A 22,608-nucleotide genomic window follows, 5' to 3' on the forward strand; every position below is an offset into this window, starting at 1 on the left:
CCACTCCGGCAGCCAACCCCAGCGGAGTTGCCCGTCCGGTCATCCGCTGCAGGTATCGCATCACGGACAGCACCGCACGGTACGCATCGCGCACCAAGGGCTTTCCCGCTGAGATGAGAACGACGATCTGCCGCGCGAGGACCGGACTGGCGTGCCGCAGCGTCTCAGCGACTTCCGGCAATGCCCAAACGTCGCGCAACCATCCCACCCACGACGGCACGCGGTCCGCGGCGGCTGGGTCGGTCACGTCCGGATACGCGGGCAGTTCCAGGCCGGTGTGCGCGGCGGCGCGTACGAGCGCCGTGCCGCCGGCCCGGTACGTGGCCCGGTGTTCAGCAGAACGCATACGGGGCATCTCCTGGATCGGGTTGGGGCCGGTCGGCGCGGCCACGGGAGGACGTGTGGCGGCGCCGACCGGGCCGAGGGGTACGCGCCGTCAGGCGGCGTTGGTGGTGCAGGCGCCGCAGGTGCTGCCGCAGCCGTCGTCGGTCGTGGCGATAAGCCCGGCGTAGTTGTCGCTCTTCTCCACCAGGCGCACGTCCAGGTCGAACTCGTCGGCCGGGTCCGTGCGTGCCTGGAGCGTCGGAGTCGCGTTGGACACCTTGTTCTCCCTCTCGGTGATGTCCCCGGACCGCGGTGGCTCGGGGTTGGTGCTGATGGCCTGAGCCATCGCGTCCGCCCGGATGGGCGGAGCCTTGCCATGCCGGCGGGCTTCACTGCCGTGTTGCGGCCGCGTGCCAGTCGCCGGTGGTCATCCGGTGGAGCAGGTAAGCGAGCTCGCGCGCACCCGCCGTCTGGTCGCGGACGACGCCGTGCTCGTCGGACACCTGGACCACCGGCACGACCGGCGGCAGGTCCGGCACCGGCTGACGGCTGCGCTGACCGACGACCACACCGACCTTGGCCACGCCGCGGGCCGGATGCGGCTCGCTCAGCAAGCTGCGCGCTGGGAACGCGGCGAGCAGACTGTGGTGTGCGCAGCCCCGCTCGGCAGGTTTACCGAGAACGTTGTCGGCCCCGGCGATCGGTGGCTCCGAGGGCTTCATGCGTCTTATCTCCCTAGCGGCGGTCGGCACGGTGCGCGGGCAGCGCCCTGCTGGCGGCCGGACTGCGGCGCATCACGCCTGGGTCTGGCCTCAACGGGTCATCTGTGAGAGCCGATCGCACTGGATGGTTCCGGCCGTCGTATCGGCATCCCGGATCCCATTGAGCAGCACGGGAAGATCGGAATCGATAGGCGCCATGCTGACAGCGCCGTTGTCAGCATGCCCGCACGTCGCCGTGCCTGATCCCGGTCGAGAAGTGGCGCTCTTCGCCTACAACGCGATCCACGGGGACACCGTGTCCCCGGCGAGAAGCGCATCGAGCCGTTGCCGGAGAGCTGCGGCGTGTCTGGTCGAGTCTGAGGCGCGACGCATGGGGCCGGTCAGCTGCACGAGGTCGCGCATGGCCATCAACGTTGGGAAGCCATCCCAGTCCGCGAGGTCGTATCCGTAGACAGCACGGAACTTGTCGACCCAGTTCGCGCCTTTGCCGTACCGCGCAGCAGCGTGCCAGGTGGGGATGAGGTCGACCTCCCGCGGGCCGTTGCTGGCCCAGTCCCAGTCGCCCAGGATGACCGGGGCGGGGTCGACGTCGGCGTGCAGTAGGTTGCCAGCCCACGCGTCGCCGTGGATCAGGCCGACACCGAGCGGCCAGTCGAGGCCACGCAGCTGTTCGCGTACCGCCGCGACCCGTTCCACCAGCCATCCACGCTCGTGTTCGGGCAGGCACCTCGACAGGTTCGGGTCGTGCAACGTGTCGTGCAGCGACACCAGCGGTTCCCAGGTCGGCAGTGCCAATGGCGGAGACTCGAGTCGGTGCAACTCGCGTAGGAGCGCGGCCAGGTGGGCAGACGTCAGCGGAACCGGCTGTTCCGGCTGCTGGTAGAAGATCCAGAAGCTGACCACGGTGCCGTCGGCGACGTCGATGATGTCGACGCCTGGCAGCGGCCGGGTCGCCGGGAAACGGCAGTCGTCCACGAGCCACCTGGTCAGGTCGTGTGTGAGTCGCACCCGGTCATGTGCGCCCGCGCCGCTGGTGACGCGGGCCACCGCGTCTTCGGCAGGAAGGTGGAAGATGGCGTTCGAGTAGTGGTGCAGCAGCCGGGCACCGCTCGCGTCCAGGCCCGCGTCGCGGCAGGCCGACAGCATCACCGCCTCGGGGTCCAACGGCGGCACGGCGTGGGCGGGCAGGCTCACGCCGTCGCCGCGCTGTGGCGCAGGGCCTGCTCCAGCCGCTGGACCGAGGGCCGCGCGGCGTACGGCGCGAGCCGGATGCGGATGTCGTTGACGGCCGTCAGCGCGCGAACGCTGGTCAGGCTGCCGACAGTGGGCAGGACGTCATCGAGGACCCGGCACGCTTGGTCGACGTCGGCCTCACCGCGCCCGCCCGGCACCGACAGGTAAGAGCCGGCGAGCGTGGCCGTGGCCAGAACGTGGCGGCGCTGCATGCCGCCGACCGCGCCGAGGGCCGTGGCCGCGTGCCGGCGGACGTGCTCGCCGCGTCCCAGATCCGCTGCGGCGTACATCGACTCTGCCGCGAGCTGCTGGGCTGTGAAGAACCTGATCCACACCGGCTCGTCGTCCGGGGCCGCATGATCGAGCGCCCACTCGGCCCGGTTCAGCGCCTCGTCGCTGCCTCTGGCATCGCCCTGCGACGCCAGAGCGCGCGAGTGCATGGCATGGCACCGGGCCAGCGTCGATGCCGACCCGGACCGCCGCGCGGTGGTGACACCGGCCTCGCTCAACGCCACAGCCTGGTGCGGCTGGCGCAGATGGTGGGCCTGCATCGCCATGTCGACGAGGATGTGCGCACCGAGGGCCACATCGCCGCTGATCTTCGCCATCCTCAGCGCCTGGATGAGATAGCGCTGCCCCAGCCCTTGGTGACCCGAGTCGAAGCACATGAAGCCAGCGATATCGCACAGCCGCGCCGCCGCCGCGAACAACCTCCGGCCCACGGACTCGGTGTAGGCACCCTCCAGCAGCGGGGCCATCACCTGGTCGGCGAAGTGGATGAGGGTGCCGCGCGCATAGCCTCCGCCGAGCTGACGGTCGGCGTCGGCGAAGGAGCCGCACATCGTCCACAGCGCATCGACGTCGGCCTGGCCGACACGGCGTCCATCGGCGCTCTGCACGTCACCGTCCACCGAATCGAGCAGCCACCGCCCGATCGGCTCGGCGAGCGCGAAGGCGAGCCAGGCGGAGCCGATCACGCTGCGCCGTCTCATGTCCGCCCTCCACAGCCCGGTTACGGAGGCAACCGTAGCCGCTGGAGTGGGGCACCAGCCAAGGCCTTCTTCCGGGACAACTGGATCGTCGGCATCTGCGCTGGCGGTGTCCGCAGGTGCAGCTGGGCGAGGTTCGGCGGTCGGCAGCAGGCGCGCGAGCGCGCCGCCGGTGCTCAGAACCGTGTCCAGCCGCGCTACGAGATCGGGCGTGGCACGCCGTTCGGCCTTCTCGATCCGCCCGATGAGGTGGCCGCTGCAGAAGACCTGGCTGCCGAGCTGGGCTTGGGAGAGGGCGCGCATCCGGCGCCAGTGGCGAAGCTCCGCGCCGAAGAAGTGCGAGGGCGAGGTGTACGGCGTCAGCTCCCGCTCCGCCTGCGCCATGATCGCCTCCGGTCCGCGTGGCCGTCCCTGGTCGGCCCAGCTCGTCCCCACTGCACTGATCGATCTACCAGCGTGCCCGGAACCGTTCAAGTGGACCGCCCGGCCAGCGTAAGCGGTTACCGGCCCACCGGTCAGCGTACGACACGGCATGTAGACAACCACGCTGTCTACATCGACCAGCTCGACTGTATGCCGCTCGATCACGCTGAATGTAGCCATGACCTCGCCGACGTTCGCGAACAGGCAGCGGCGGTGGGCGTCGGGCTGGGCAGACGATCGCACCCGTCTGCCCAGCCCATCCATCGCCGCCCCGACAACCTCGCCTTGCCGGCGACATCGAAGTCGGTTGACTGCCTTTGTTTGCACTGAGTAATTTGGACTCGACTCGGTGTGATCTCCGTGGGGCGGGGGGGCGGAACGTGCGGATCATGTCGTTCAAGCCCGGCCACGACGGCACCATCGCCCTGCTGACGGACGGCGTTCTCGCATACTCCCTGGAGGCGGAGAAGGACTCCTTCGACCGCTACGCCGACGTGACGCCAAGCCTGCTACTTGAAGCCGCGGCCAGCACGGACCAGCTGCCCGACGTGGTGTGTGTCAGCGGCTGGGTCAAGGGCTTCCACTCCGCCGACCGCCGCCTCGGCGCCGGCTACTTCGGCTGGGACGGCTCGCACACCCAGGTGCAGCGAAGCCGCTTCTTCGGCCACGACGTGCAGGTCTTCTCCTCGACGCACGAGCGCTCGCATCTGCTGTCGGCATACGGCATGTCGCCCTACCCCCAGGGTGAGCCCTGCTACGCCCTCGTCTGGGAGGGCAACATCGGATCCTTCTACGAGATCTCGCCGGACCTGACGGTCACCCGCGTCGCGGAGGTCATGGAGGACCCGGGTAACAAGTACCAGTACATCTTCGCGCTGGCGGATCCGAGCGCGCCGTCGGCCAATGGCGGGTTCCGGTTCTCCAACGCAGGCAAGTTCATGGCGCTGGCAGGCTATGCCGACGGCTCGGGCCTCGACGACGCTGGCCGCGAGTTGATCGAGTGGGTGCTGTCGCGCCGCTCGATCCTGCTCACCAGCCCCAAGGAAGAGCTCGCGGACTCGCCGTTCCACGACATCGGCGTGGAGTCGCAGGCGTTGAAGAATCTCGCGGCGCACCACTCCGCCGCGATCTTCGACCGCTTCTTCGCGGTGGCGACCCGCATGCTGACCAAGGGATATCCGCTGCTGATTGCTGGCGGCTGCGGCCTGAACTGCGACTGGAACACCCGCTGGCGCGAATGCGGCCTGTTCGACGACGTGTTCGTGCCACCCTGCCCCAATGACACCGGCTCGGCGATCGGCACGGCCGTGGACGCCCAACGGCACTTCACCGGCTCTGCGAAGATCACCTGGAGCGTGTACGCCGGACAGGACTTCGACGAAGACGCCGTCGTGCCGGGCACGTTCACGGAGCTGCCACTGAACGCTGACACCCTCGCAGAGCTGCTCGCCGACGACCGGATCATCGCCGTGGGGCAGGGCCGCGCCGAGATCGGGCCACGTGCGCTGGGCAACCGCTCCCTGCTGGCGGCGCCGTTTCGGCAGGAGACCAGAGACCGGCTCAACAAGATCAAGTTCCGCGAGGGGTACCGCCCGGTGGCTCCGGTGTGCCGGGAGGAGGACGTGAGCCGGTACTTCGACTGGACCGGTCCGAGCCCGTACATGCTCTACTTCCAGCAGGTGACCGACTCGCGGCTGGGCGCGGTGACGCACGCCGACGGCACCGCCAGGGTGCAGACCGTGCGCCGCGACGACAACCCGCTGCTCTACGACACCCTCGGTGCCTTCGCGCGGCGCACGGGAGTGGGCGTGCTCTGCAACACGTCGCTGAACTTCCCCGGCAAGGGGTTCGTCAACCGGACCAGCGATCTGGTCGAGCTCGCCGTCGACCGCGGCCTGGACGGCTTCGTCGTCGGCGAGCGCCTGTTTGTCCGGGCCGGCAGGTGACGCGATGAGCCGGGACATGCCGGACCTGGGTGAACTGCTGCGCAGGCTGCGTCTGGAGGCTCGCCTGTCACAGCGCGACCTGGCGCTGCGCGTCGGGTTCCACGAATCCGGCGTCAGCAACATCGAACGCGGCGAGCGGGCTCCCAGCGCCCAGTACCTCACCAGCGTGATCGCCGCCCTCCGGCTCGACTCGGCGAACGCCGAACTCATCTGGCGCCTGTACCGCGCGCCCGGCATGGGTGCGGGTGGAACCGGAACGGGCGACGGAACACCATGCCCGTACCGGGGCCTGTTCGCGTTCCGGGAAGAGGACGCGGCGCTGTTCTTCGGCCGTGGCACCGCCGTGCGCCGGATCCTGCGGCGGCTGGACGCAGGCCCGCTGGTGGCGGTCGTCGGTGCATCCGGCAGCGGGAAGTCCTCGGTGGTGTTCGCCGGAGTCCTGCCTCGGCTCCGTGCGGCAGGTGACTGGGATGTCGCGGTGACGCGGCCGGGCACCGACCCCCAGCGGGCACTGGTGGAGGCGATCAGCCCGGGTGCGTCGAGCGTGATGGACGCGGTCGGGCGGCGGCTGTCCGGCAGCGGGCAGCGGCTGCTGGTGGTCCTCGACCAGTTCGAGGAGGTGTTCACGCACAGCGCCGACGACAGCGCGCCGGTGCGGTTCCTCGATGACCTCGTCGCCATCGTGCAGTCAGACGATGTGAAGCTCGTGCTGACGTTCCGCGGCGACTTCTACGGGCGGCTCGTGGCCCACCGCGCCTTCTCCGACGTCCTGCAGGACCACGTCGTTCACCTGCCGCCGATGAACCGGATCGAGCTTCTGCAGGCAGTCACCGAACCGGCCCGAGCGGCAGGGCTGACCCTGGAGCAGGGCCTGACCGAGCAGATCCTCGACGACGCCGGCCTGGAGCCGGGCAACCTTCCGCTGGTGGAGTTCGCCCTGACACGGCTGTGGGAGCGCCGTACCGGGTCCACGCTCACTATCGCCGCGTACGAGCAGATCGGGCGGCTGGCCGGGTCGATCACCGCGCGGGCCGAAGAGGTCTACACGTCGCTGTCACCCGAGCAGCAGTACGCCGCCCGGCAGCTGTTCGTGCGGCTCGTGCAGGTATCGCGGCCCGAGGAGGACGGCAACGACGCCCGCCGCAGGACCCCGCTGGCAGAGGTGACCGCACTACCCGGCGTCGAAACCGTGGTTCGGGCGCTGGCCGACGCCAGGCTTGTCGTCACCGACGCCGACGCTGGATCAGGGCCGACGGTGGAACTCGCGCACGAGGCGATCATCCGGTCATGGCAGCGGCTGCGCGGCTGGCTCGTGGAAGACAGGCAGTTCCTACTATGGCAGCAACGCACCCGGCAGTGGGCGTCCGAATGGCGGCGAGCCCCTGACCAGGACGCCGCCCTGCTGCGCGGAGGCATCCTCGACGAGGCGCACCGCTGGCTTACCCTCAAAGGCCGCGAATCGATCGCGCCCGACCTGCTCGGCTACCTCGATACGAGCATCGCCCAGGCCCGTGCCGAGGAGCAGCGCCAGGCCTTCGCCCGTGTCGAACAGCTGATCACCGTGCTGCCCAGGGACGTGCCGCAGCTCGCGGCGACCTTCGCCGACGCTGATCCGCAGCTGCGCACACAACTGCGCGACCGTCTCGACACCGCCACGATCCGCCAGCGATGGCGGCTGCGGCTCGCGCTGCTAACCGCCGACCACGAGCAGGCCAAGCTCTTACTCGGCGATCTCAACCAGCTCTGGCCGGACGAACTCATCGCCGTACGGGACGCCGTCGGCCCGCACCGGGACCTGATGACTGAACACCTCTGGCAAGCCGCCCACCCTGCGTCTGCCCCGCTGCTGGCGAACGCCGTACTGCTCGCCGCCGGCGACCCCGACGACACCCGCTGGCATGAAATCGCCGCGACCGTCGCCGCCGAACTCGTCCGCCAGAACCAGCTGCACCTGCGCACCTACGTCGACGCGCTGCGGCCCGTCCGGCTCCACCTGCTGGAGCCGCTGTTCACGCTCTTCGCCGACGAGTCCGAGCTACGCGCCGCCAACCGGGAGACCCGAGCGGTGGTGCTGCTCGACCTGGCGGCCGACCAGCCCGAACTACTGGCGCGGATGGCCGCCGACGCCATGCCGCAGAACTACGAGGCGATCTTCGAGGCGCTCGCGACGGCCGTCACCGACGACGCGGTACGAGTACTCAAGCTCATCGCCCACACCGAGCCCGGCGACGAAGCAGCAGAGGTCGACTGGGTACGGCTCGGCCGCCGCCGTGCCGCGGCCCTGAGCACCCTGCTGCGCCTGGGCGTGCGACCCGACTTCGACGAGGTCCTGACGACCAGCGGCGACACCGAGCTGCTCACCCAGTTCACGTTCAGCGCCGCCACCCGCCTCGTGCCGCCGGAACTCCTGCTCGACCACGCGAGCGGTGCGGTCGACCAGGCGTCCCGTTACGGCCTGTTGCTGGCACTGGGCGAGTACGTCTCACATCCCGACGCCGACCGTCTCACCAGCCGCATCGACGCGCTTTCGCAGCAGCACCTCGCGGCCGACGACCCTGGAGTACGAGCCGCCGCGACCTGGCTGCGTCGCCGCTGGGCACTGCCCACACAGGAGCTCCCTGCCGCGTACGACCCCACCGGCCGACGACGCTGGTTCACCGTGACCACCCCGCGAGGCCCACTCAGGTTCGTGGTATTCCGGCCCGGACGGTTGCTGATGGGCTCGCCCGGCATTGAAGCCGAACGCAGCGACTACGAATCGCCACGCCAGGACACCACCATCACTCGCTCGTTTGCCATATGCGACCGTGAGGTCACCCGCGCCGAGTTTGAGGACTTCATGGCCGCCACCGGCGTACGCGGCCTGCCGAACATCGACGAGTGGAGCCCGCGCGGACACGAACCCGTCGTCGCGCCGACCTGGCACGAGGCACTGCTCTACGCCGACTGGCTCGGCTCGCGGCTCACCGGGCGCGAGCAGACCTACGACGCCGTCGGGGACGCGCTCAACCAGCCGCGGGTCCAGCAAGGCCTTCAGGAGACGGACATGGGCACGATGTTGAACGCGCCACTACGGCTGCCGACCGAGGCCGAGTGGGAGTACGCCTGCCGCGCGGGCACCACCACCGCCTACAGCTTCGGCAGCGACCGCACCCTGCTCGACCGGTACGGCTGGTTCGCCGACAACTCCGGCCTCAAGACACACGAGGCGGGGATCCTTCGCCCGAACCCCGCTGGGCTGTTCAACATCCACGGTCAGTGCTGGGAGTGGTGCCTCGACTGGTACGGCCCCTACACCGACCAGCCGGTCGTCGACCCGGCTGGGCCGGCCACCGGCGACCGTAAGGTCCTGCGCGGGGGCTGCTGGAACCTTGGTGCCCGATATGCCCGATCGGCCTGTCGCAACGCGCACATCCCACCCAACCGGAACTACTACATCACGTTCCGGCTCGCGCTCACGGTGCCCGAGGTCGACCCGACCTGGCAGCCCGGCGACCCCCAGCCGCTTCCCTGGACCGGCCGATGAAGGCCCGCCGCACCGGCCTGCTGCCTGCCACCGCGTTCGGCGCGGCCATCATGCTGCTCGGCGTCGGCGTCATCATCGGCGGACACCTTCACGAGCACGGCTGGAACCCCGCCGCCCTGCTCGACGACCTGTACGCCAACCTCGGATCGGAACTGGTCGGGATGGCGATCATCATCTTGCTCGTCGACCGCTTCGCCGCCCGCCGAGAGAACCAGCGCTTGCGTCGCCAGCTCGTGCGCGAGATGGCCAGTACCGACCGCGGGCTCACCAACCGGGCCGTGCTTGAACTCGAGGTCCAGGGGTGGCTGCACGACGGCACGCTCGCCGACGCCCAGCTCAGCGGAGCAGACCTCGCCGGGGCACGGCTCGAACGTGCCGTCATGCCGGGCGCCGCCTGCGCCGGAGCGGACCTGACCGGCACCAACCTCTCCGGCGCCAGACTGACAGGCGCCAACCTGACCGACGCCACGCTGGACAGGGCCAACCTCGAGATGGCCGACCTGTCGAAGGCCAACCTCCAGCAGGCCCGGCTTACCAACGCCGACGCGGCACTGGCCGACCTCAACGCGGCGAGCCTGATCGGAGCCGACCTCACCCGCACCGACCTGACCGGTGCGAACCTCGACCGAGCTGACCTGAGAGGTGCGGACCTGACGGACTGCCGCCTCGCGCGAACTCGCCTGTCGGCCATACGCTGGGATGCGTCGACCAGATGGCCGTCAGGCTTCACCCCGCCCCCGTCCGATGACGCGCAAGAGGAGACCTGACCATGCAGTTCCTGCTGATCGCCCACGATGGCAAGGACGAGGGCGCGCTGGCACGGCGACTGGCCGCCAGAGATGCCCATATCGCGCTCGGCGACCAGCTCGTCGCCAGCGGGAACATGCTCTACGGCGGTGCCGTGCTCGACGAGGCCGGACAGATGACCGGTTCCGTGCTCGTCCTCGACTTTCCGAGCCGCGAGGACGTCGATGCTTGGTTGAAGATCGAACCGTACGTGCTGGGCGACGTGTGGCGCGAGATCGACATTCAGCCGTTCCGGGTCGGACCGTCGTTCGTCGGGCTACACCGCTGAGCCGTCGAGAACTGCGCTGATCAGGTAACGGCCGCGGGTCGCCGTTACACCCGGCTCGATCACTGCGTGCGCCCAGCGGCCGTAGTCAGCCTCCGGCGATCCGTATGCCGACACGCGGATCGACCAGCCCTGGGCGCCGAACAGGCCCTCCGGGTCGTCGCAGCCGGACTTCCACGGATGTCCGCTGGCAGCCATCTTCTCCCGCCAGATCCGCATCCCCGGGCCATCCAGAGATGTCTGAGTGACGTAATCGGCGAGGAGGCGGCTGCCGGCTGCTGACAGGGCCGTGATCTCCTTGAGGAGAGTGTCGCGCTCATGAGCAGACAGGAAATAGAACAGCCCCTCCACCAGCCACAGCGTGGGTTCCGTCTGCTTAAAACCGGCGGTGACCAGCGAGGTTGTCCAGTCGCTGAGCAGGTCGACTCCCACCGGCCGGACGGCGCAGGAAGGCTTTGCGGATGCGCTGGCGAGCAGTGACGCTTTCAACTCCAACAGCGCAGGACGGTCCAGCTCGAACAGTACGGTCGACTCCGGCCACCTAAGCCGGTAACCACGGGTGTCCATGCCGGCCGCGACAAGGACCAACTGCCGCACCCCGCCGCGAGCGGCGTCAACCATCGCGTCGTCGAAGAACCTGGTCCGTACGGCCAGCGCCGGATCCTCGACGCCACGCTGCACCTCACCCTCGAAGCCACGCATGATCTTCGGGCCGTCGTCCGTGGCGAGCAGCCCAGCTAGCGGCTCGTCGAACAGCCGGTCGTCGCGCCCGTGCTCCCGTGCTCGCATCGACGCGGTCCACAGCGCCGTACGAGCGAGAGGGTCCAAGCCTTCAGCCATACATCGAATGTAGCCACGCTGCCCATGCAGGGACAGCATCAGCGCCGCGCGGGGTGGACACTCGACGGGGAACTTCGCGCTTCATCCATCAGCTGACAAACCGTGTCCGTTCGTTGAGTACAGCTGCAGCGACGTCAATTTCGGCAATCCGGGCGGCGAGAGTCGCCACCGCCAACCGAGGCGGCAATGCGGTGCTAAACTTGAGTCCTTCAACTGCCTTCTCATCGATGTGTGGCAGGCAAATACGCTGCGCAGCGTCAGCGGTGAGTCCTCGCCAGACGGCTGGCGTGAGGTTCTCCCGCAGCCGAATCTGGCAGTCGTCGAAGCGCTGAATTGGGTCGGCCACCTCGCTGAGGGTCGCCGCCAAAGTGGCGTTGGCACGAAACCCGGCCCAGGTCCACCAGCGCAGGTCGCCATGTTCATCCCGACTGATGACGTTGCCACCCGGGTGGACCAGGGACGATTGCTCGTCGCGTTCGGTGGCAAGGCGGTCAGTCGCTCGCTTGGTCATACGGACAGGTGGCTCGTTGCCGAGTATTACGTCGCGCATGGCACGCGTTAGCTCGAACCCCGCGCCCGCCCAGCCACGATTGGTCCAGCGGGCCTTGCCGCCCCCGTCTGCGGGTTCCACATAGCAGCGCCGACGGCGCCAGTCGACGTACACCACGCGCCAACTCCGCCCACCCAGAAGTATTCTTCGGTCACCGTGTACCTCCTCGGTGAGCAGGCTCGGATCGATCCGGCCAAGGTCCGTGCGGCCGGACAGCACCGTGAATTCGGGTGGACTGGTGAAGACGGTCGTCATCTCCATGAAGTGCCGGTGACCGAACCGCTTCTCCGCTTCGGGGCCAATGAACAGCATGCCCCCGTCGGCGTCCAGGAAGCCGTGCTCCACCAGGAAGCGCACGATCGGCTCCGCACTGCGGTCGAACGGAGAGAGCCCGTTCCACGACTGCTGCCACAGATGGTCGCCGACTCGGCCCTGCTGGAGGCAGAGCGCGAAGATCTGCTGGGCAACGATATGGCGCGGTTCGGGGGGTGCTGCCACCGGCTCCACCCAGCCACGTCCCCACAGCAGCAGCAGTGCGGCGGCGGCGACCAGCGAATCGCCGTCACGGGCGAGTACGAGACAGTTGCGGACACTGCCTGGGCGACGGCCGGTGCGGCCGAGCCGCTGGAGGAACGATGCCACTGTCGACGGGGCGTCGATCTGGATGACGCGGTCCAGGTCGCCCACATCGATACCGAGCTCGAGGGTGCTGGTGGAGACGATGACGCAGTCGCGCGCCTCGGCGAACGCCTGCTCTGATCGGCGTCGCTCGTCGGCGGACAGGGAGGCGTGCGACAGGAAGGTGGTGACCCCTCTGGCCCGCAGGAGCTGCCCCAGCTCCTCGACTGTCTGCCGGGACTCGCAAAAGACCAGGCGTTTCTCTCCCGCGTGCAGGGACGCTATGACGGTCGCGGCGTTAGCGAGCGAGCCAACGTAGTCCAGCTCGATGTCTCCTGGCGGCTGCCCGGCCACAGCATTCGCGTGGATGCCGGGCTCCTCCGGTGCGATAACCCGCCCGGGGCGGGCCCCGTTCCCTGAGCCCTGCAGCCAGCCCAACAGCTCCTCCGGGTTGCCCACGGTGGCAGACAGTCCGATTCGCTGCACCGGTGCGCCGATGACGCGGGTTAGCCGCTCCAGGACGGCCAGCAGGTGCCAACCGCGGTCGTCGCCGGCGAACGCATGAACCTCGTCGACGACGACCGCGCGCAGGCCGCAGAGGAACGATCGATGGTCTACGTTGCGGCTGACCAGCATGGATTCCAGCGACTCGGGCGTGGTTAGCAGGATGTCAGGCCGGCTGGCCAAGATCGCCCGACGTCGGGGGACGGTCACGTCCCCGTGCCACAGCGCGGCTCGCCGGCCCAGCCACTCGGCGTACCGCTCGAGTCGAGGCAGCAGGTTGTTCAGCAGTGCCTTGAGCGGGCACAGGTACACCACGGACGTGCCGGACCAGCCCTCGGTGGCCATCCGCGAGAGCAGGGGAAAGACGGCCGCCTCGGTCTTGCCGCCGGCCGTGGGCGCGAGCAGCAGTGCGTCATCGCCAGCCAGCAGCGGGTCGATGGCTGCCTGCTGCATCGGCCGTAGGTCGGGCCAGCCCAGCGAGTTGACGATGTGGTGGACGACGGCCGGGTGGAGTTGGTCGACGGTCATGGCAGGTCCAGCGACACGTCGTCGGCGCTGGCCACGTTTCGCTCCACCTCGGACATCTCAGTGGTGGACAGGGTCAGTGCGTAGTCGGATCTGGGGTCGAAGTCGGGAAACTGGTCAACGCGGTCGAGCACGTCGCCGATCAGTTTCTTGAGAAACAACCGGGGCGCCACACCGACCTTGCCGCCGAGTCTGCCGGTCAACGCAATGCCGAGGTCGCCCAAGTACCCGTCGTCAACAAGTCGGGCGATTCTGTCCGGGTCGGCGGCGTCGGCGGCGAAGATGTTACGTACCCGCGCGCCCAGCTCGCGCAGCGTTTCGGGGGTGAAGCCGGGCAAGCGCAGCTGCACGGCGCGGGGGTTGTCGAAACGAGCGTCGGCGGTGAAGTCGGTGGTCAGCCGCTGCGCCAGCGGCGCCAGCCGCTGCACCCCCTGTGGCCCTTCGAAGAAGGCGGGGGTTCCGGTAATCAGTAAATAGAGCCCGGGGAAGCGGCCGGAGTCCACTTCGTCGATCAGCTGACGCAGCGCGTTCAGCGCCTTGTCGCGCACATCGGACCGGGCCCGCTGAAGGGTCTCCACTTCGTCCAGCACCACCAACAACCCTGGGTGCCCACTGTCACGCAGCACGGTGAGCAGGCCCTGGAGGAAGCCGAACGCGCCGAAGTGGTCGAGTTCTCCGCGTACACCGGCGGCCCGGCGGACAGCCGCTGCAACCTGTGGTTGGCCGCCCAGCCAGGCAACCAGACCTTCGGCAGTCGCCGGATCATCGCGGTGCAACGCTGCGCGGTAGCCGCGTAGGGCGGCGGCAAAGGCGGGTGTCGTGCGGGAGACCTGGGCCAGCCGCCGCTCCAACACGGTCTCGGCCGCGTCGCCGGCTTCCTGGTCGAGCAGGAACAGCCAGGCGTCCAGCACCGCCCGCAGCGCCGAGGCGGGGAACTCGGAGGTCTGTAGCGATTCGCAGATCCGCCGGTAGACGGTCTCCAGCCGATGCAGCGGCGTCTCGGTCTCGGAGATCTGTACTTCGGCCACGGCCATACCCTGCCGCTTGGCCCGCTCGGCGAGCCAGCGGGCGAAGAAGGTCTTGCCGGAGCCGTACTCACCCCGGACAGCCTTGAAATTGCCACCGCCGGCGGCCACCGCCGCCAGTTCGGCGTCCAGAGCCGCCGTGAAGCGGTCGAGGCCGACCGCGAGCACGTCGAGCCCATTTTGCGGTACGGTGCCGCGCCGCAAGGCGTTGATCACCTCCTGGCGCCGGCGGGTGCTGACCTGCACGGTCACAGCGTGACCCCGAACTGGTCGCTAAGGAGGGTGGCGTCGAGCACCACGGTGCTGCCGTCGGCGTCGCGACTGAGTACAGGGTACTGCTCGACGTTGAGCAGCCGCTGCGCCTGGGACAGCGCCCCGGTGAGCTGGACCGTGGCCACGCCGAGCGCCGATGCGGCGGACTCAGGGTCGAGCCTGTGCGCTGAGGCGGCGAGCAGAGCGGACAGCAGCCCTCTAACCTGATCATCTGTGATCGCCGCCCGGGCCGCACGCTTGCGCTGGTCGCGATAAGTGGGCGAGGCGAGGACAGCCGCGGCCACGTCGGGCTGGTTCGGCTCGTCGAACAAGGTCGGCGCCTGCGCGGAACGAGAGGCACGTGTGCCAGCCTTCGTCGACACCGCAGGTGCCGCTGCGGGTGTCGTGCCGCTAACAGGGCCGCGCCACCATGACGGGGATTGCGGTGGTGCCAGCCGCCAGCCTGCCGGCGCCTCACCGGGTGCCAGGACGCTGACCGGCACCACGACCTCGGCCGGGGCCGTGCCACCGTGGTAACCCGCCTTCAGTGGCCCATACCGCAGCCGTTCGGAGACCGCGAGAACGGCGTCGCCGCCGTGAAGCAGCACGCGGCGGCCACGTACTCGGATCTCACCCTCGCCGGCTGGTTTCGCCGGGTCGACTGGCCGGGATCGGTTGCTTGATGCGCCCGTAGCAGGGCGAGATTGCCCCTGCCGCCGCTCAACGACATGGCCGTGGTCAGAGGTGAGCACTACCAGCCGCCCCGCGGAGCGGGCGCGTTCCAGCAGCGGGCGTAGGTGCTTGACCGTGTCCGTGGTCCACGTGGTGCCGCCGGGGTCGGACCGGTCGAGCGCGTCGTCGATCGTATTGAGAACGCAGGCCACCAGAGCTGTGCCCGAGGTGTCGTCGATCGTGGCGGCCACGTCGTGGGCGAGCGCGTAACCAGCGGCGCTCGAGTCCAAGGACACCTTGTGGAACAGGCGCGCGGTCAGTCCGTGCGCCTTCGCCAGCGCCCTTAGACCGGAGATCTCTGCGGGCTGCTCGCCGGTCGTGAGCGCCCCGCTGAACAGACTCGCCCGGCACGCGGTGGTGAGTGAGGGCAGCGGGGCGATGGCAGCGATACGCCGGTCCTGGTCACCGGGCAGGCACTCCAGCCAACTGTCGTAGCGGCGGATGACGTCGTCGATGACTTCCGTGGCGACGGCCTGGCTCATACCATCGGCCACCACCAGCAACACCGGCCGCTGCCGCGCTAGCCGCAGCACGACCGTGGGCAGGAGGTCTTCAAGGTGCACGAGCCCGGCTGGAGCCGGTGCGTCCTGCCCAACGTGCGCCGCCAGCGCCCGGCCGAATGCCTCGTCGTGTGCGTCCCGCCGCAGCCTGGCCGCTTCGAGCACGACACGAAGCCCCTGCGCGAGCGCCTCGTCGTCCGCCCCGGTCCACGCCTCAGCAGCCGCCCGGTCGGCCCAGGCGTCCTCGTCCCGCTGCCGGGCCACCAGGTCGCCCAAGGCGCCAGCGGCCGGCGTCGGCCGGCTCAGCCAGCGCGCCAGGCGGACGCCGGCGATTGCTCGCGGCACCCGAATCTCGTCAGGATGCTGTGCCAGTGCGTGGCCCTCTACCTGGCTGCGGGCCTCCTCGATCGCGGGCAGTGCGGCCGGGTCGGCCAGCGGACCATCCGGGCCATCAGCCGCTGCCCGCGCCGCGGCCCGTTCGGCGCAGCGCCGCAGCGATTCCCCAAGGACGGCCAGGCGGGCAGTGAGGCCACGCCGAATGATCGCCGATTCGCCAGCGAAGGAGCCCGCTTCGACTCGCTCAAGGAGGGTCTCCGCGCGTGCCAGAACTCGGGCGGCGGCGTCCGGCTCGGTCGAGATCACGTCCCGACTCACCAGCTCCGCCTGCTCCGCCCACACCTCCAGGAGGTGGTCCGGAAGCTGGCCACCGATCTCTCGGCCGTATAGGGCGCGGGGCCCGGAGCCGGCTGGCGTCGCGAGCACTACCCGGGCCACTAGACCCATGGGCACCGTGTCGGCGGCGCGGCCGTCCTGAAGGAGAGGGAGCACGGCAGGGGCGCTGCTGGCGCACCGGTCGGCGACCCAAGTGAGCAACGCATCGACGAGGGCGTCGCCGGCGATGGCCCGCAGGACCGCGACGGCGGTGGCGGCGTCTGCGCGGGTGCTCCAGCGCAGCACTGCGAGCAGATCTACCGGCTCGCCCACCGATCCAAGGCCCAGCCGCAGTGTGGCCACAGACCCGAATGCGTGGTCGGCGGTGAGCAGGCCGACCCGAGCCGGTGGCCAGCCTTCCGGCGGGGCTGCGGCCAACAGCCCTGTGGCGATGGCTTGGGCGGACGGGGCGGTGACCAGACCGTGGTCGATCCGGGTCGCCGCGAACTTGTCCTGAACAGCGGCCCACGGATCGGGTCGGCGCAGCCGTTGCCAAGCCAGGTGAGCGGTGATCCCGAGGCCGAGCTCGGCCTCGTCCCGGTCGGTGAGCACGACGAGCCATTGATCGGCGGCGCGTTCCAGCAACGCCTCCCGTACCGCCAGCGCAGATTGGCAGCGCACCACGCGGACCGGTACCCCGTTGTGATCGAACTCGTCGGGGCCGGCCCACTCCGGCTTGGCCTGCACGCCGAGAACACCACCGACGTAGCGCTTGCGGGCAGCTTCGTCGAGCAGGGCGGTGATGACTGGCAGGGTCGCTGCGGCAGGCGTCACTCGTCGGCCTGCCATTCGACCGTGAACGGACGTCCAGCCCGCTCGGCTGCGAAGGCCCGCAGTTGTGCCACCGTCTCGTCCAGGTCATTGTGGCTGGCCACTGTATGCGAACCCCGCGCTGGCTTCCGCTTGCCGTCGTCGGGGTGGTCCGGACCCGGCTTGCCTTTGTCTCCTGTCGTCTCGAGAGCCCAGCGGAATGCCTCGTCCTCGGCGCGCTTGAGCGCCGATAGCAGGCCCTGCGCCAGCTCATCTGCGATCACTGCGTCGCGCAGGCGCTGGACGATACCGCGAGCGGCGACGGCACGTTCGCCGGAGTCTTTGCCCGCGGCGTCCTGCACCGGCCGCAGCCGGTCCATCGGGAAGCTGGCGAGGCCCGTGACGAGGGTCTGCGCAGACGTCAGCGACTTGGCGGCGGCCTGCGTCGTACCGGCGAGCTCGTAGCGCGCGAGCGCCTCCACCAATGCCACCCGGTCCCGGGCGTCGGTCAGCGCGGCCACAAGTCCCTGCGTCGACCTGGCTGTGGCCAGTCGGCCGGTGGTCGTCCCTGGGGCGATCGTGAACCGCTGGTAGATCCGCTCCAGGTCGGTGACGAGCTGCGCGGCAGCCGTCTTGAGCGCTGCTGCCCGCTCATTGACCGCCTGGGTCAGCTCGGTCACTGCCTGGCCGGTCAGGTACGGGTTGGCCACCGTGCCGAACAGCACTGCTGCGCGGGCCACAGCTGCCTCCCAGTCGCCGGCAGCTGGCAGCGGCTCGGGACGCAGTTCCATGTCTGCTGTGAGAGTTCCAGGTGTCGGCGCTGGCACAACCGGCGCGTTGTACCGGTACCAGGCGCGGGTGTGCAGCACCGCCCAAGCACAGGTGATCAAGTCGGTGACTTCGGGACGCAGGCCGGCAGGCGGCGAGACCGCGTTGATCCAGCTGCGCAGCCGCCGAACTTCGACCGGGTCTGCGGGCGACATGCCGTCACGGCCCATCGCGGTGGACAGCAGCATGTCCCACCGGAACCGGTCGGAGCCGAAGAGGAAGTGTGTCTCGCCCATGTGGCCGACGCCGAGTGGGTTGGCAACCCGGCGTACCGCCTCGCGCTTGGCCGGGTCGATGAATGCCCGACCGTCGGGATCCTGCCGAGCGGCCTCGACCGCGGCCAGCACCGCGGCCAAGTCGGCGCGGGTCACTTCCCGATCCTCCGGCTCGAACCGGGGATGGCCAGGGAAGGTGGCGGCGAACGCCTGCTCCACCAGATTGCCGAACGCCGCGGCGAGGTCGTGCCCGACCGGCGCCGCCGGGTCGAACTCACGGTGCAGACTGAACAGAACCCGATCGTGGCCGTCGAGCCGCTCCAGCGTGCCAGGCGTGGCCGTGGCCGCCCCGTACGCCTCCTGAACCGCGTGACGCAACCGCTGCCGCAGCGACTCCCGCTGCGTCTCCAGGATGATCCGGGCCTGCACCCGGTCCGCCTCGGCGAGGTGGTCCGAGTGGGCGGTCCACCGATCGCCGGAGCCGCCTAGCAGCCAGTCCAGGATGACCAGCCGGCCCAGCTCGCGCCGCCGCTCGGCGCTGAGGAAGTGGGGAACCCACACGACGGTACGGATGGGCTTACCCGCAACTCTCAAGGCGTCGATGCGGTTAAGGTCCTCCAACGAGCTGTGGCCGTCCTCGTCGAATGGGTAGTCGACGACGAACCGCCACGTGTCCGGACCCGCCTCGAACGCCCCATCGGTGAGCCAGCCCCGATCCCGGACGTTGCCGAACACCACCTCAATCTCGCGTCGCGACCCACGCCAGATCCGCGCCTGCCGGGACACGCCGAACGCGTCGCCGTCGATGTCCTTGAGCTCGAGCTCGTCCCAGATGAGCCGCTTGAGCGTCTCGCGCCGCCGGCCGTCGTTGTCCTCGCCCTTGGCGCGCTCGACGACGCTCTCGTAGTCAACCTCGGCGATGCGTATCCGCACCACTGGGTTACGGGTATCGCCGGTGATCTGAATCTCGGGCACCGGTGACTGCCAACGGCGCAGCTTCGTCAGGGCCAGCTCGCCCTCTCGGCCTCGGAACGCCGGCGCGGTGATCGACCCGTGGTTGAGCGCGGCCAGCCGGGACGGTGTCAGCTCCTTGAGCGCTGGCACCTCCGGCGCGACCGAGGACAGCACGAGCGTCTTGACCAGCCGGTCGTCGGCCCAGAACGGGTGCTCGCGGGGCAGGCCAGCGAGGTCTGTCCCGGCCAGCTTGTGCTCGCGCAGCAGTTCTGGAAGGAGCTTCTCCTGGTAGAGAGTACGGGCGTTTTTGAAGCGGCCGGCCATCTCCGGAGTGAGCGCCTGGTTGCCGTCAACCACCAGGTCGAAGACGTCACCGACCGGCACGACGTCGTCGATAGTCAGGTGGTCCCGCTGACGCACCAGCAGCTGCTGCATCACCTTCAGCGCGGTGCGGTCACGCTGCATGGCCGAGGCGAGCGTTCGCAACGTCGAGACCAGGGCCGGGGAGAAGGGGTATGTACGGCGGAACGCCAGCTGGTCGGACCCACGGTGACTGTCGTCTGTGTTGACCCCATCGAGTAACACATCCCATACCTCGGGCCGGCGGTCGAGCTGCTGGAACGCGTCGTCCAACGCCGCCCTCGCGGCGTCGCCCTTCGGTTGGAGCAGCCGCTTCTGCGCCACATACGGCAGGTTGTCATCGCCGAGCACGATGGGCAGGAACCGCCCCTCCTGGTGCCGGAACGCCTTGTCCAGCGCGTCCTGCTCGGCACCGGCACCTCCGCCCATGTCGACGAAGTAACGCCGCAGGTCGAGCTGCCGCGCCACAAAGGACACGATCGGGATCGCCCGCTCACCCAGTCCCGACTCGACCAGCTTGGTGATCTTCTGGGCTTCCCGGCCGAAGAACTCCCGATCGCGCACCGCGAACGACAGCCACAGCACCAGCTCATCGAGGAACATGACAATGGCGTCGTAGCCCAGTCCCTTGGCGTGACGGGACATCGCGTCAAGGCCTTCGTCCAGCGAGACAAACTCGCCGGTCTGGGTGAATGCGGTGAAGTAGGTGCGCACCAGCGCCGAGACCAGCCTCTGCCGGGCCTCGCTGCCCGGGGCCGCAGTCCGCGCGGCGTCGTAGGACTCCGCCGTCCACGGCGCATCGCCTTCCAGCACACCGGACCACTCATCGGCCACCGCCGCATGCTCGTTGAGCCCCGCGAGGAACGCGTCGTCGCCGTGACGCAAGCGCATCCGCTCACCGTCGGCGAGCACTGCGTCGCTGCGATGCACGGCCGGCAGGTCACACCCGGGGTGCAGTGCCTGGATCTGGGCGACGTACCCGCCGAGGATCGTCTCCTCGATGCTGCGCGCCTCGAGGAAGTGGAACGCCAGCCGCAGGACCTTTCGATGGGCCAGCACCGGATCGTGCCGGGCGACCGTGGGTTGCAGCTCCGGGATCGCCCGAGCGGCCGGCTCCCCGCCGAGCAACGCGTACAGGACGGCCATGAAGTGGCTCTTGCCGGAACCGAACGAGCCAGACAGGAACGCCGCCCGGCTCTGGTCGTCCTGGATCGCAGACGCGATCAGCCCGAGCGCGGAGTCGAACGCCTCGGCCAGCGCGTCGGTGACCACGTACTCCTTGACGGTCCGAGCCAGTCGGCTCTTGCCGACGCCCTCGGTCAACCGCAGCACGTAGTCGTCGGCGCCGGCCGTCTCCGGGATCTCGATGATGTCCCGCAGCAGGATGCTCATGCTGTCTTCGCCTTTCGTCCACGACCACGGCGGGGCGGGGCTGGGCGCCAGGCGGCCAGCTGCTCGCGGGTGCGCTCCACCTGCCGGCTGCGCAGGTCGAGCTGCTCCCGGAAGAACTCTGCCGCGGACGCCCCGCCGTAGAACGCGTCCGGCTCGGTGTGCCACTGCTCTACCCACGGCAGCAGCTCCGCGAGGCCGACCACCAGTGGGATCAGCTTTTCGTCCGGCGCACCCTCAGCCTCCCGCCACCGCAGCAGCTGGTCGAGCGCGAACGCCTGCTGCGAGTGACCCCAGCCAGCCCAACCGAGCACAGGGGTAGGGTCGTTGTCCCGCCCAGCCTCGGGGTACATGACGAATCGTTCCTTGGGTAAGTCCAGCTTTCCGCGGTGCGCCCAGTATTCTTTGCGCGCGAAGTCCGCCGAGGTGTACTTCGGCGGCACCGGAATCGGAGGGTTGTCGGGCCCGGTTCCAAACCTCTCGCCCCTGTCCTCTCGGCGCTGTAACGCCCAGGTGTGCTCCCACGACTCCCGCTTCCGTAGCCCGCTCTCCGTGTAGCGGTAGGCGGCCAGGTAAGGCACCGCCTCCTCGGCCAAAAGTCGCTGCAGGCTCGCCACAACCGATACGTCAGGGCGGCCCTCCCACAACGCCAGCACCGACACAAGCTCGGCGTCGCGGGACACGTCGTCGGCGAGCTGCGCCACACTGCGCGGGGTGGGGGCACCGGCCCGATCGAACCAGAACCGCCGGTCCTCGAGGCGGTCCACCAGCCAGCCGCGCAGGGCGCGCTCCTCCTGTTCCTCCCACGGCTTGGCAGCCCAGCGCCGTTTGTGTTCGGGCCGCTCCAGCAGCTTCAGGTACGGATGCGACTCGATCAGCTCGATCCGCCGCCCGACAAGCTCTCGGTATGCCGCGGGCCAATGCCCCGGGATCTCCGTGATCGGAGAGGAGTCATGCCGCTCGAACCAAGCCGTCCGCTCCGCGCCACTGTCGACCCGGCGGGCCAGCACGATCTCGAAGGCGCGCTCCGCAAGTGCCAGGCCGGGCAGGTCATCACCGCGGTAAGTGAGGTCGTCGTCAACTAGGCCGTAGAGCCGGTAGACCGCCCAGTCAAGCTCCTCTTGCCGCGCGACCATCTCCGCCCGCACGGCTTGCGAAACGTGCCGTGCGTCGTCGAGCGACTCCCGAGTCGGCGTACGCGCGGCCAAGGTCGCCGCTGGCGTCGACTCCCCGAACCGCCAGGCGAGGCTGTCAAGCGCCCGCCCTCGCTCGACCGGAAGCGACACCGGCAGTGGGAAGTCCTGCAACGTCGTCCCAGTGAACTCGTAGAACCGCTCCCACGCTTCGGCCTTCACGCCTTCGTTAACACCCTGGCTGCCCTTGTCATGGCTATTCTGCTTTAGCCTCGCTCTTTCATGAGCGTCGGTCCGCATAGCCGATCATGAAAGCGAAAGTGCCTCCGATCTGGAACGATAGGACTTGTCGAGGGTCCACAACCGTTGCAGGAGAGGCACTTTCCGCGTGCAGACTACCTTGTCGCGCCCCAAGCTGGTCGTCGCGGCCGACGGACGGGGTGTGGTCGGGCGTGCCGGGACCCGGCTGCTGGCCGACCTCGCCGAC

The 22,608-nt window shown here is 69.3% G+C and carries 15 protein-coding genes; 4 read left to right on the forward strand and 11 right to left on the reverse strand.

Annotated elements, in window-relative coordinates; genetic code table 11:
• The 5 genes from AB0J67_RS28645 to AB0J67_RS28665 form a co-directional block, all read right to left on the reverse strand.
• Positions 1-391, reverse strand: a 391-nt coding sequence (locus AB0J67_RS28645; protein ID WP_363486588.1) for a lantibiotic dehydratase, incomplete at its 3' end; no start/stop codon positions are given.
• A 45-nt stretch (positions 392-436) separates the two neighbouring features.
• Positions 437-601 (reverse strand): FxLD family lanthipeptide, encoded by a 165-nt coding sequence (locus AB0J67_RS28650; RefSeq protein WP_363486589.1) that lies wholly within the window; start codon positions 599-601, stop codon positions 437-439.
• 112 nt (positions 602-713) lie between these two features.
• Positions 714-1,046, reverse strand: a complete 333-nt coding sequence (locus tag AB0J67_RS28655) for a hypothetical protein (RefSeq protein WP_363486590.1) — start codon at positions 1,044-1,046, stop codon at positions 714-716.
• 270 nt (positions 1,047-1,316) lie between these two features.
• Entirely contained in the window at positions 1,317-2,240 is a 924-nt protein-coding gene (locus tag AB0J67_RS28660) for a hypothetical protein (RefSeq protein ID WP_363486591.1), read from the reverse strand.
• On the reverse strand, positions 2,237-3,652 hold the full coding sequence (locus AB0J67_RS28665; RefSeq protein ID WP_363486592.1) for a helix-turn-helix transcriptional regulator: 1,416 nt from the start codon (positions 3,650-3,652) through the stop codon (positions 2,237-2,239). The genes AB0J67_RS28660 and AB0J67_RS28665 overlap by 4 nt, the downstream gene beginning before the upstream one ends.
• Positions 3,653-4,080: 428 nt before the next feature.
• Between AB0J67_RS28665 and AB0J67_RS28670 the strand changes: the two genes are divergently transcribed.
• From AB0J67_RS28670 to AB0J67_RS28685, 4 genes are read left to right on the forward strand one after another with little or no spacing between them, the layout of a single operon-like run.
• The gene (locus tag AB0J67_RS28670) at positions 4,081-5,637 is read left to right on the forward strand and encodes a carbamoyltransferase C-terminal domain-containing protein (RefSeq protein ID WP_363486593.1); all 1,557 of its coding nucleotides are present in this window, start codon (positions 4,081-4,083) and stop codon (positions 5,635-5,637) included.
• Between the two features lie 4 nt (positions 5,638-5,641).
• The gene (locus AB0J67_RS28675; RefSeq protein WP_363486594.1) at positions 5,642-9,163 is read left to right on the forward strand and encodes an SUMF1/EgtB/PvdO family nonheme iron enzyme; all 3,522 of its coding nucleotides are present in this window, start codon (positions 5,642-5,644) and stop codon (positions 9,161-9,163) included.
• A complete protein-coding gene (locus AB0J67_RS28680; protein WP_363486595.1) occupies positions 9,160-9,930 on the forward strand; it encodes a pentapeptide repeat-containing protein in 771 nt (256 codons plus the stop codon). The genes AB0J67_RS28675 and AB0J67_RS28680 overlap by 4 nt, the downstream gene beginning before the upstream one ends.
• A 2-nt stretch (positions 9,931-9,932) precedes the next feature.
• A complete protein-coding gene (locus AB0J67_RS28685) occupies positions 9,933-10,238 on the forward strand; it encodes a YciI family protein (protein WP_363486596.1) in 306 nt (101 codons plus the stop codon).
• Here AB0J67_RS28685 and AB0J67_RS28690 read toward each other — a convergent pair.
• The 6 genes from AB0J67_RS28690 to pglX form a co-directional block, all read right to left on the reverse strand.
• Positions 10,227-11,075: an SAM-dependent methyltransferase gene (locus AB0J67_RS28690; protein ID WP_363486597.1), complete on the reverse strand. Its 849-nt coding sequence runs from the start codon at positions 11,073-11,075 to the stop codon at positions 10,227-10,229. The two genes, AB0J67_RS28685 and AB0J67_RS28690, sit on opposite strands and share 12 nt — an antisense overlap.
• Positions 11,076-11,163: 88 nt before the next feature.
• Positions 11,164-13,275 (reverse strand): DEAD/DEAH box helicase, encoded by a 2,112-nt coding sequence (locus AB0J67_RS28695; protein ID WP_363486598.1) that lies wholly within the window; start codon positions 13,273-13,275, stop codon positions 11,164-11,166.
• Positions 13,272-14,549: a BREX system ATP-binding protein BrxD gene (brxD, locus tag AB0J67_RS28700; protein WP_363486599.1), complete on the reverse strand. Its 1,278-nt coding sequence runs from the start codon at positions 14,547-14,549 to the stop codon at positions 13,272-13,274. Before brxD ends, AB0J67_RS28695 begins: the two co-directional genes overlap by 4 nt.
• Positions 14,546-17,266, reverse strand: a complete 2,721-nt coding sequence (gene pglZ / locus AB0J67_RS28705) for a BREX-2 system phosphatase PglZ (RefSeq protein ID WP_363486600.1) — start codon at positions 17,264-17,266, stop codon at positions 14,546-14,548. The genes brxD and pglZ overlap by 4 nt, the downstream gene beginning before the upstream one ends.
• Positions 17,263-20,991 (reverse strand): DUF6079 family protein, encoded by a 3,729-nt coding sequence (locus AB0J67_RS28710; protein WP_363486601.1) that lies wholly within the window; start codon positions 20,989-20,991, stop codon positions 17,263-17,265. The genes pglZ and AB0J67_RS28710 overlap by 4 nt, the downstream gene beginning before the upstream one ends.
• Entirely contained in the window at positions 20,988-22,421 is a 1,434-nt protein-coding gene (gene pglX / locus AB0J67_RS28715) for a BREX-2 system adenine-specific DNA-methyltransferase PglX (protein ID WP_363486602.1), read from the reverse strand. The genes AB0J67_RS28710 and pglX overlap by 4 nt, the downstream gene beginning before the upstream one ends.
• Positions 22,422-22,608: the final 187 nt, after the last annotated feature.

This window comes from Catellatospora sp. NPDC049609 (genome assembly GCF_040675365.1).
In the GTDB taxonomy this organism is placed as follows: domain Bacteria; phylum Actinomycetota; class Actinomycetes; order Mycobacteriales; family Micromonosporaceae; genus Catellatospora.